Annotated in this window: 6 protein-coding genes; 2 read left to right on the top strand and 4 right to left on the bottom strand. The window is 38.1% G+C overall.

The genetic code is table 11. From position 1 onward, the window contains the following. Positions 1–141: 141 nt before the first annotated feature. The 3 genes from FJR09_RS01985 to FJR09_RS01975 form a co-directional block, all read right to left on the bottom strand. Entirely contained in the window at positions 142–2,559 is a 2,418-nt protein-coding gene (locus FJR09_RS01985; RefSeq protein WP_168652581.1) for a cation-translocating P-type ATPase, read from the bottom strand. 440 nt (positions 2,560–2,999) lie between these two features. Then, on the bottom strand, positions 3,000–3,275 hold the full coding sequence (locus tag FJR09_RS01980; RefSeq protein ID WP_015080393.1) for a TM2 domain-containing protein: 276 nt from the start codon (positions 3,273–3,275) through the stop codon (positions 3,000–3,002). Between the two features lie 692 nt (positions 3,276–3,967). Next, the gene (locus FJR09_RS01975; protein WP_015080392.1) at positions 3,968–5,494 is read right to left on the bottom strand and encodes a type II CAAX endopeptidase family protein; all 1,527 of its coding nucleotides are present in this window, start codon (positions 5,492–5,494) and stop codon (positions 3,968–3,970) included. Positions 5,495–5,636: 142 nt separating this feature from the next. Here FJR09_RS01975 and FJR09_RS01970 point away from each other — a divergent pair, with 142 nt between their 5' ends. Both FJR09_RS01970 and recJ read left to right on the top strand, forming a co-directional pair. After that, positions 5,637–5,873, top strand: coding sequence for a hypothetical protein (locus FJR09_RS01970; protein WP_168653408.1), 237 nt, complete (start codon positions 5,637–5,639; stop codon positions 5,871–5,873). A 96-nt stretch (positions 5,874–5,969) separates the two neighbouring features. After that, a complete protein-coding gene (gene recJ / locus FJR09_RS01965; protein ID WP_168632800.1) occupies positions 5,970–8,276 on the top strand; it encodes a single-stranded-DNA-specific exonuclease RecJ in 2,307 nt (768 codons plus the stop codon). 376 nt (positions 8,277–8,652) lie between these two features. Here recJ and FJR09_RS01960 read toward each other — a convergent pair whose 3' ends face one another. After that, the gene (locus FJR09_RS01960; RefSeq protein ID WP_168653688.1) at positions 8,653–11,100 is read right to left on the bottom strand and encodes a DUF4912 domain-containing protein; all 2,448 of its coding nucleotides are present in this window, start codon (positions 11,098–11,100) and stop codon (positions 8,653–8,655) included. Positions 11,101–11,713: the final 613 nt, after the last annotated feature.

The raw sequence follows: 11,713 nt of genomic DNA, 5'->3' as shown, positions 1-11,713 counted from the left end.
AATTAAATAAAGGACAAATTTTAATTTACAGAACTTTCTGGTGTTATGAGGTACTTATGTAGCGGGCAATATGCCCGCACTACCGGGGAATCTTTTTTTTGCAATTCTTGGAGATTACAGAAAAATTGGCTAAATAATTAACTATGGGGCAAACCTCCTTAATAAAATTGAGTTGGTAACAACACTAACGGAGCTAAAGGCCATTAATGCCGCTGCACTGGCAGGACCGAGAACAAAACCCCAGCTAGGTAATAATACACCAGCCGCGAGGGGAATACCTATTGTATTATAGGCAAAAGCCCAAAATAAATTCTGACGAATGGTATTAAAAGTGGCCCGACTTAGCTGAATCGCCTTGACAACATCGGTTAGGGAATTTCGCATTAAAATAATTTCAGCCGTTTCCATAGCGACATCTGTTCCTGAATGTAAGGCTATGCCCACATCTGCCTGTGATAAGGCTGGAGCGTCATTGATGCCATCTCCTACCATAGCGACATAAGTTTTGATTTTCCCACATTGAAGAGATTGAATGGTGGCGGCTTTTTGGGCTGGGGGGATACCTGCCATGATGTCGGTGTTGGCGATTCCTAGTTGTTTAGCGATCGCACTGGCTGCTTCTAATCTATCACCACTCAGGAGCATAACTCGCAAACCCATTTGTCGGAGTTTATCTACTGCGGTTTTTGCATCTGGTCTAAGGGTATCACTAACAGCAATTAATCCGGTTAAAGTTCCATCTACAGCTACACCAATCACGGTTTTTCCCTCTGTAGCTAGTTTTTGTCCCTGTTTTTCTGCGGTTTCAGTAATATTAATTTGGTGGTAATTAAACCATTCCCAGTTACCTAAAAGAACTTTTTTTCCCTCAACGACAGCGGATACGCCCATACCTGGTTCAGTATGGAATTCTACAGCATGGGGAATAGCTAAATCTTGGCGTTTGGCTTCTTGTTGAATGGCTGTAGCCAGGGGATGATAAGTACCGCTTTCTACGGCTGCGGCTAGTTGAATGAGAGATAATGGTAAAGTTGATTCGGTAATAACTAGACAATCAGTTACGGTGGGTTTACCTGTGGTGAGAGTTCCGGTTTTATCAAAAACTACCGTGTCTAGTTTATGGACTTTTTCTAAAACGTCGCCACCTTTGATTAATAATCCCCGTTCTGCACCCATACCTGTTCCCACTAAGATGGCTGTAGGGGTAGCTAATCCTAAAGCACAGGGACAAGCAACTACCATGACAGCGATCGCTAATTTTAAACTAATTAACAGGGCAGAATATTGGGTATGGGGGATTAAATGCTGGGGATTATGTCCCATATTGTGAGCCATGATCATGCCACCAGTCATCGTCACATCTGGCCAAAGATGAGTTCCCAACAAATACCAAAATAGGAAGGTTAAACCAGCCGCTGTTAAGACACCATAAGTAAAATATCCAGCCACCGTATCTGCTAATTTTTGAACTGGGGCTTTGCGAGTTTGGGCAGCTTCTACCAAAGCCACAATTTGGGCTAGAATTGTATCATCACCAGTGCGAGTAGCTTGAATAGCGATCGCTCCTGACTGATTTAAAGTGCCTCCAGTCACAGTATCTCCTGCTTGCTTGATCACGGGTACAGATTCCCCTGTCAGCATGGATTCATCTATGGTAGTTTGTCCAAAGCGCACTTCACCATCTACCGGAATTTTATCCCCCGGTAACACCTGCAACCATTCACCCACACGCACCTGTTCCGCCGGAATTTCCATAATATTAGCCCCAGCAATCAATTTTTCCGATTCTGGATTAATAATTAACCGGGCTGTTTGCGGCACTAAAGCTAACAATTGGCGAAACGCTTTAGCCGCACGGACTCTAGCCTGTTTTTCTAAAGTTCTCCCCAAAAGAATAAAACCCAACATCATCACCGGTTCATCAAAAAAGCATTCCCAACCCATTTGGGGAAACAATAACGCCACCAAACTGGCAATATAGGCTGTTAGAGTTCCCAAACCAATGAGGGTATTCATATTCGGCGCACCCCGTCGCCAACCTAGCCAACCTTCCACTAAAATTGGTCTACCAGGAATAATAATGGCGATAGTAGCCAGTCCACAATGAAACCAAATGTCATTTAAAAAGGGAAAAATAACAGATCCAATATTACCAAAATGACCAATTCCCGATAGTAACAGTAGTAAACTAGCAATTCCTAACTGTCTAACTATCCCCTGCATTTCTTGGCGTTGTCTTACTTCTGGGTTAGGGATTGTAGATTTATCACCAGCACCTTTAGCCGTCCGTAATTGGCTAGGAAATCCTGTAGCCGTTAATCCCTGAATTAACGCCTCTGCATCTACAGTACCAATTTCCGCCTCTACGACTGCGACTTCTGTTGCGAGATTAACACAAACGCTTTTAACTCCTGGATGCTGAATAAGCTGTTTTTCTACCGCATTAACACATCCAGCACACTTCATCCCTCCAACATCTAAAATAATTTTCTCTGAGTTAAGTATTTTTGTGGGAGGGGCAGATTCTATAACTATTTCAGATTTGGGGATCAGTTGCATGGCCAGTTTTTAGGTTCGTTCTTGTTAGTTTAGCGCTTAATAACTAGCGTCTCTACTTTGAGGTTAAGCCAAATCCGCCACTTTGACTAAGTGAACAATATTAAGTTTCCCCAACTCCCCAAAATCCTCAAAATCCTCAAAATCACAAAAATCACAAAAATCATAGTTCAGATGTTATTTTTGAGGTTAAGCGAAATCTGCCACTTTCACCAAAATCCTAAAAATCATTTAAATCACAAAAATCATAGTTTGCTTTTAGCTGTGTAAATTACAGCCGTTAATTGTACTGGTAACATCAAAATCAGGCTTTTGCAGAAATAATTAATTTCCCAATCTGATACGATGCTGAAATATCCCATACTCATCATTAGTAAAATGAGTAAGTGAGTTCGGTTGTGTTTGATAATTTGCATATCAATTTCAATTAATTAATAAACTTTCTAAAACCAACCTTGCTTATTCACAAAATAAGTATTAACAAATTCTTCATGGGGTTTATTGAAATAAATCATGGCTTCAATCAAACCAACGATTTGCATAACTATCAATGTAAATCCGTAGGTAAAAGAGCCACCAATTACAGAAATTGCTAACATAATAAAACCTTCTGATGTGTAACCAAGAATAAATTTATGCAGCCCAAATCCACCAAAAATAATTCCAGCATAACCAGCCAACAGTTGTTTAGTAGTGTAAGATGGGTTGAGATTACTCATATTTAGTTATACTCCTTGATGATTGGTGATTGATAATTGGTAATTGGTAATTGGTGATTGGTGATTGGTGATTGGTGATTGGTAATTGGTAATTGGTGATTGGTAATTGGTAAGATTTAAATGTGGATAAATTTTCCTGAAAAGTAATCGTAAAAATATCAAATTTTCTGATAAAACATCACAAATTTGGCAGAAAAATATTGTGCAGTATCTTCGCTAATTTTCAGGTAGTAATTAACCTCAAAGTTAGTAAAGATCCGACACTATAGATTTTTCTACATATTTATTGTTATGAAATCCGGAGGATTTTGTTTGAGAAGTAATTAAGTAGTTAGCAGTGATAATAAAAACAGTTACCAACAACCTAATGAATTATCTTGACCTGTTCACTGACAACTGTACGGGCGAAGCATTTGGAGAACTATTTTTGGCAATGACCGATAATTTATCTTCCAAATGCTGACAACTGTACGGGCGAAGCATTTGGAGAACTATTTTTGGCAATGACCGATAATTTATCTTCCAAATGCTGACAACTGTACGGGCGAAGCATTTGGAGAACTATTTTTGGCAATGACCGATAATTTATCTTCCAAATGCTGACAACTGTACGGGCGAAGCATTTGGAGAACTATTTTTGGCAATGACCGATAATTTATCTTCCAAATGCTTCGCCCCTACTGACAACTAACTTAATTATTACTACCTAAAAGAAACAAACTAATTAATGTGCCACTATTCCAAAGACTGTGGAGAAGCATAGAAGAAAGTAAATTGCGCGATCGCGTGTAAACTATTCCTAAGACGATTCCTAATGCTGTCAGCGGCAGTATTTCTGATAAACTTAGGTGAGCAGCCGCGAATAACAAGCTACTGATCAAAATTGCCCCCCAAACCGACGTATAACGAGTCAGAGATGGTAATAAAAAGCCGCGAAATAGGAATTCCTCAAAAAACGGTGCAGCTATGGCTGCGGTAAAGAAAAATATCCCCAATGCGGTATTATCCCGGCTTTCTAGTGCCATTTGTAAAAGTGGATTACTGCCACCTTGTCCTTGCCACAATTTTTGATTAATCAGTGATACTATCACCACAATCGGTAAAGCTGTACAATAGCCACCGAGTCCCCACAAAAACCAATTACTGAAGAAATTGAAGCGAAACCAGTTCTCAGGAAGGGGGAAAAAACGCCTAATGGAAAAATATAGAACTGAAAAGCAACCAAAAGCCACAAACATATAACTAACTAAAACCACAAAAGCCTCAATTCTGGCATTTCCTGTACCACGAGGAATAGGCAAAATAGATAATAACTCTGGTATAAATAATTGCCCCATCAAGAAAAATCCCAGGATAAAAACCTGAATAATTATTTCCCAATTCCAAGGAGTTGACCAAACCAAATTGCCATTTGTCGCTAATAGGGATGCTTGACCTTTAAGCAAGCGTTGAAACAATAAGAAAATCAGCAGAATTAGCCCTATAAAAGCTGTTAAGGTGGGGATAGTAGCAATTATCGCTAATTTTAACAATGCTTGGGTTGCTGCTGCTTGTTGGGCAATTTTTAGAGATAATAAAGCTTCTTGACGTTGTTGAAGTTGATATAATTGATCTAAAGCCGTAAAACGAAACCAACTATTTAAATTTTGTTGAATTATTTGTTCAGCTTTGGGTAATAGACGGGGAGGTTTACTCCATATTCCGCTTAATACTTGAGCAGTTTCTTGATATTTGGGGTTGATATCTGAATGTTGCTGTAATTGATTCCAAGTTTTAATAGCCTTATCTGCTTCCTGTTGCTGTGCTTGCAAAATTCCCAACCGCAAATCTACTTCCGCTAACAATTTTCCTTGTTGTTGGCTAGATTTCTGTAAACTTTTTTCCTCTGCGGAAACAGGAGTAACTGCTGAAGATTGTAGTGCTGCTAATTTTTTATTAGTTGTCTCTAAACTAGTTTGAATAGATTCACTTGCTTCCTGATATTGCTTTATCGCGCTTTCTAAAGGATTTGCACCGAGAATAGATTCTTGAAGTGTTTGAATACTTTTGTCGCTGCTATCTTCTGGTTTCCATGCTTGGGCTTGTAAGACGATATTAGTCTGGTACAATTCTAGACGACTCTGGAACTGAGGTTTTTGCCAGCTATTCAATAAAGATAAGCCCGACAACATTATTGCTAACAAAGTTAGCCCAATTAACAGCAACCGTTTAATTGTCATCTATCCCCCTTAGACTTACAAGTACAGGAGCATCATCAGCCCCTTGGTAATTATAAGCTAGTCCCGCAGAGGGAAATTAAAATTTCAAAAAAGTAGCTTAGATCAGGTCTGTGTGGGTGTTAGCTATTGTTCTAGGTCGGTAATGTCCACGAAGTCTTCTATTGCTTCTCCTAGCCCGGATTTCTCACAAATAAACAGAAAATCGGGGTCAAAAACTGCTAAAATCTATATTGCACAAATATTCCAGCAGTTTAAGCATGGTTATAAACGTACCCGGACTACCATGGGTCTTGGCAAAACAGAAGTAATTCCTAATGATGTAGTTATCAATCCTTTAATCAATGAATTAAGCACAGATATAATTAATAATGATGAATAAATTCCTTGTCTCACGCAAAGGCGCAATCACGCTTCCTGATCTCGAAGAGTAGGCGCAAAGAAAGAAAGAAATACAAAAGTTAGAATGTGATCTAAAATGGAATGGATTTTAACAGGAACGGAAAAACCCCCTAATTGGTTTATTGAATTAGTGAAAAGTTACCCAACAGGTGGTGATTTTGCGGCTCAATTATTTTGGCAACGGGGAATTCAAGATCAGGAAAAGTTAGCGGCTTTTATTAATTATCAAAGTTATCAACCTGCCAGTTCTTTTGAATTTGGACAGGAAATGAATTTGGCTGTAGAAAGGTTAATCACTGCGGGGAAAACGGGAGCAAAAATTGTTATTTGGGGAGATTTTGATGCAGATGGAATTACTTCGACTGCGGTATTATGGGATGGTTTGGGTGAATTTTTTCAGCAACATCGTCAATTAAGTTATTATATTCCCAATCGTTTAACTGAATCTCATGGTTTAAATAAACCAGGAATTGATATTTTAGCTGCACAAGGTTGTCAGTTAATTGTTACTTGTGACACGGGCAGTACAAATATTGCCGAAATCATTTATGCCCAAAGTTTAGGGATAGATGTGATTGTGACTGACCATCATACATTACCCTCAGAACGTCCTCCCGTAGTCGCAATTATCAATCCTCGTTATTTAGCTAAGGAACATCCTTTATATCATCTTTCTGGTGTGGCTGTTGCTTATAAATTGGTGGAAGCTTTATATATAAGTTTGCCAGATATTCCTGCACATCCTTTAACTGATTTACTAGATTTAGTTGCAGTGGGATTAATTGCCGATTTGGTCCAATTAAGTGGTGATTGTCGGTATTTGGCACAATTGGGAATTCAACAATTACACACGGATTATCAAAAACTACCAACAGCCAGAAGAAGGCCAGGTGTAGGTAAGTTATTAGAATTATGCCAGAAAAGTGGCGATCGCCCTACAGATATTTCTTTTGGTTTGGGACCGCGAATTAATGCGGTTAGTCGCATTCATGGTGACGCTAGTTTTTGTGTAGAATTATTGACGAGTAGAGATATGCAGCGTTGTCAACAACTTGCAGAAGAAACAGAATTAGCTAATTCCCGTCGTAAGTCTTTACAAAAAGATGTCCAAGTCCAAGTTACGAAAAAACTCAATCAATTAGACTTATCCACTACCAGCGTCATTGTTTTAGAAGATCCTCAATGGGCAGGTGGTGTTTTGGGTTTGGTTGCTGGTCAAATTGCCCAGGAAACGGGACGACCGACAATTTTATTAAGTACAGAAGGAAAAGAAAATGGGGCAGATTCTAGCCCATCCTTTGCGCGAGGTTCGGCACGTTCAATTAATTCTGTTGATTTATATCAATTAGTTCAAGAACAAGCCCATTTATTACATCGTTTTGGTGGACATCCTTTTGCAGCGGGTTTGAGTTTATTAGTAGAAAATATCCCCTTATTTACAGCCGCAATTAACCAAAAATTACGCCAATCTTTAGGAGGAATTAATCTTACTCCCACAGTCCAAGCTGATTTGGTGGTGACGGTTGCAGATTTGGGTAAAGATTTATTTTTAGAATTGAAACTTTTAGAACCCTGTGGTATGGGAAATCCTATTCCCAAGCTACTAATTAAAAATTGTTGGTTTGAAAATTCTTGGCATAGAAATGAACAAGATTTAAAAGGAAATAAAATCCAATATATTAAAACTGATTTTAATCTTCGAGATGATTCTACTAATAATCCCTTTCCAGGAATTTGGTGGGGACATTATAAGGAAGAATTGCCTATAGGTAAATGTGATTGTATTGCCGAAATTGATTTTAATAGCTTTAAAAAACGCTATGAAATTAGATTAGTTGCAGTACGTTCCCATACGGAAACTGAACTGAAAACTCAGAATTCGGCAATGATTTTAGATTGGAGAAATCAGGAAGATTTAGGAGAATTAAAATCAGAAAAATCATTATTAATTATGAAAGATTGTCCTACTAATTGGGATAATCTCCGGTTATGGTGGAAACAATCGCTAAATCAACAAAAACAATTAGTGATTGCTTGGAGAAAACCCCAAAATCAGACTCCTAGAGATGTTTTAGTAACTCTGGTAGGTATTGCTAAATATCTTGGTCGCACAAACCAGCTAGTTACCCGTGTGCAGATTTTAGAGAAATTGGGTATCAGTGACCAAAGCCTATATTTAGGATTTCAAGCTTTAAAATATTTAGGCTTTATCGTCCAACGTCAAAATCATCACTTACAAATAAGTTGGGATTTTAAATATTATCAAAAACCTGCTGATTATGCTATTAGTCAATTTTTAGCCGCAGTCAGAGAAGAACAATTTCAAAGAGATTATTTTTCTCATGTTCCTCTATCTATTATTGTTGCCATGATTGGTAAATAATCTCATTTCGTAGGTTGGGTTGACGTAAGGAAACCCAACATTTGAACATCAGAAATAATGGAAAATCCAACATTTGAACATTAGAGGATGTTTTAAAAGTTTTTAATGTGTAAACAGACCCCTCTCCAAACCTCTCCCCTACCAGGGGAGAGGCTTTAAAACCCCCATTCCCTTGTAGGGAAGGGGGGGGAGGGGGGTTAGGTTTTTGGAGATTATGGGTTTCATATAATACTTTTCAAACAACCTCTTAGAAATAATGGAAAACCCAACATTTGAACATTAGAAATAATGGAAAATCCAACATTTGAACATTAGAAATAATTGGTTTTGTTGGGTTTCGCAAAGCCTGAACCCAACCTACCTTTTAACTCTCTTTTTATTCCTGGAAAAACTTCTTATCAATAGCTTTGGTATGTTCTTTATTGGCAGAAGTTGCTGTTATATGATAACTAAGTAGGTCATCTACAAAGGGAATCGTTAACTTAAATGTACCATCAGGATTTACTTTGACTTTTTGACCATCAATAGTGACATTTGCACCTTCTTCTGTTGCACCATGAAGAACTAATTCTGCATCAACGACAACCCAGAAATCCGTACTCGGACGACTGAAAATACGGACTGTACCAGAACGCGCTAAACACAACCACTGATTATCATTATTCACATAACCAATTTCTGTCATGTAGTCCCGTTCACCCCTGGGAATAGGCACATAACGACTAGATGTTGCGGTTTCACATTCATATTGTGCATCAAATTGAGGACGTTGATAGCTTAGATCAAGGTTTGTAACATCATAGACCCGAATTGCTAAAATGGTAAGTCCTTGATTCTGTAATGTTTGTTGATGATTATCGGAAATATACCAAGACAGGTAAGCCCATTTGGGAGTGCGAGGTGTGAAGATAATTCTGGTATTTCCAGTCACAGTCATGGGATTAATATTAGTCCAAGCTTCTATCTCTGCATCTAACTCGATAGCTATGTCTTCATTTGTGGCTGTGGGATGCAATAGAGTAGGATATATCTCTTCTTCTATTTCCAGTTGTGTGAGTGCAATTGGACTGTTAATAGCGTTTAAAGCCTCTCCTAACTCTGATGGTAAATCTTGATTTTGCGGTGGTTGGTTGACTGGTTTAGGGGTTGTATTCAGGAGTTCTGATAGGCTGATATCTGGCTTAACTGGTGTCGAAGTGATACCAAGTAATTCTGATAGGGATGTAATATTTTGATTAGATTTAGTTACAGGTAGTTCTGGTGCTTCTAAGAGAAAATTGCTGACTTCATCTGTGGAGATATCTGCATCATTTGGTTGGTGGTGAATATTCGGGATTGGGGGAAAGTGATTATTAACAACAACTACAGGGTCTTCCGTATCCCAAACTACTTCATCATAATCTATATTCAGATCAATTTCAGAAATTTTGTTTATTTGATTGTGAGGGGAACTTGTCTGCGGTATATCTATGACAGCTATATTGCCAATTGCTGTTATTTCCTGGGAGTTTTCTTGTTTGTAGTGATTTGCACCATTACCATTGCCATTACCATTGTTAGCGAGAATTGATGCGAATGCTTCTGAATCTGACAGAGTAAAAACTGTTTCTGGAAGGGAATCGGTTTCCGGATTTGAGGATAGCGAAGCGCCGCTGGAAGCAACTCGATTTTTTCTTCTCAACCACAATGGTAAAAAAATACTTAATCCCGCAATAAAAAATAAAGGTAGTAGTAAGAAAAACTTCATATTCTTGGTAATCATTGAAGGATTATCAAGAGGATTTATCAACCGTGTTTCCCCTTTATTTTTTATAGATTGGGGTGTAACTAATGTTTCGGGAATCGTTGTTAAAGATGGAGTTTGAGAAACTTGAGGAGTGGCTGTGGTAGCCATAGGTCTAGAAATAGTTTGTAATGTTCTGGCTGCAATAGCAATTGCTTCTGTTTCTCTAGCAGCTTTTATTGACTCTTCTCCTGGTTTAGCTAAAATAAAGCCTAGAAAATCTCTAATTTTAGGACTGGGATTTTCTTTATAAACGTAAACAAAAGACTGAGAAAAGGGATATTTAGAATCATTTGGTAAGTAATTTTGTACTTTTAATACTCGCACATCTGGCAGATTGGAAATTTGATTTGCTAAAACATAGCTAATGCCATCATTACCTAATTCTCTAATGATGTCAGTTGTGTTATCTTCCAGCATTTGCACAGCATTAGCACCTGTTAGTAATTGTCCAGACTTAAATGTTGAATATTCACCAAAAGAACTGCGAGTATCACTATTTAAGGGACGATCTATAAATCTAATCTTACCTTTACCTTTTCCTATTTCTGACCAATCTGCAATTTCTCCTCGAAAAATCTTGGCAAATTGCTCAATAGTTAAACTGTCAGAAAAGAGATTATTCATACCAACAATGATGGCAATTTTTTCTCGACGCACCAACACCTGTTTTAACCCTTGTGCTTTTTCTTCTGGGGTGAGTCTACGACCAAGGGATGCTAGGTCAACTTTACCATCTAAAACCGATTTTATAGCATATTCATTCCCATTTACGTCAATTTCTACCTGAGTTCCTGAAAACTGTTTTTCAAAGTTTTCTTTGAGGCTTTGGTTGACAATGATAGAGTTAAGAGAACCGTCAATTTTAATGACAGTACCATTTTCTACTTTTTTCGGTAAAGCAAAAGCCGGGGTATTACTCTCAGATTCCGCGCGGACGGGTAGGGAAATCAAGAGATTTGCTCCCACTGGACTGGTAGTTATAGCCGTTAATAAGGCCAGTTTGATCATTACACGATCTTTTTTTTGTTGTTGCCACATATATCCCTGATTTAGCTAATATAAATGAACTACTCGCCAACGCCAATACTCAAAATATCGTTTTGATTGAGAAGATGGGTTAATTATACAGCGTTAGTTATTTTTATCTGTAATAACACAAGTGATAAAAATAAAAAAGTAGGAGTCGGGAGTCGGAAGCACAAGGAAGGAATCAGGAGGTGTCAACTGAAGCTAGAAATGGCTTATCTATTGGCTTCTACCCCAACCACGAAATAAATTTCTCCAGAAAAGAATGTAGAGACGTTCCATGGAACGTCTCTACAAGGGTTGTAAGTCACGCATATTTAATTTTCACCAGATGTCTAATAAACTTACGGTCTTATCGCTAAATTGCGTTTCAACGCACTCTGATTAATTAAAAACCGAAATTCGTTTTTTATCCCGTGTATTTTCCTTTACTAATTCTAATCGTTCATGGGGAAGTAGACTTTGCTTATCCTGCACTTTGGAATAAGGAATATAAGTTATGTCCAAGTGTGGGGAGAATTGACGCGGCTTTTGGGGATAGGAATTTTGTTTGTTCTTGTTTACCGATAGAGGCTTATAGTTAATTAATAGCTTTCAGCAGTCAGCTAATTATTATATAAAATTT

This window comes from Dolichospermum sp. UHCC 0406, assembly GCF_009712025.1.
Lineage (GTDB): Bacteria > Cyanobacteriota > Cyanobacteriia > Cyanobacteriales > Nostocaceae > Dolichospermum > Dolichospermum lemmermannii.
This window is presented reverse-complemented; position numbering and strand designations above follow the sequence as displayed.